At 32.2% G+C, this 233-nt stretch carries 1 protein-coding gene; it reads left to right on the forward strand.

The window, feature by feature from the left end:
• The coding region (locus SB725_RS34050) for a hypothetical protein (protein ID WP_410923806.1) at window positions 1-233 on the forward strand (233 nt) is incomplete at both ends.

The raw sequence follows: 233 nt of genomic DNA on the forward strand, positions 1-233 counted from the left end.
CAAGTATTTTGAAGAAAACACTGATGATATGTTGGATGGCAAACGGCCAACAATAGAAGTACCGTTTTCGATAGGCTTTAATAACGAAATCTTAGATGAATTGTATTCGGTTTTTGGAATGGTGGAAATTTATCCATCCTCTAGACATATACATAGCCCATCTTTCAGAGAATTTATGTTTTGTTTGATTTTTCTTCTGGGTAATTTCAAGCTAGAACTAAATAAAAAAACTT

It is taken from the genome of Pseudomonas sp. SIMBA_041, assembly GCF_046535095.1.
Taxonomy (GTDB): Bacteria; Pseudomonadota; Gammaproteobacteria; order Pseudomonadales; family Pseudomonadaceae; genus Aquipseudomonas; species Aquipseudomonas mucoides.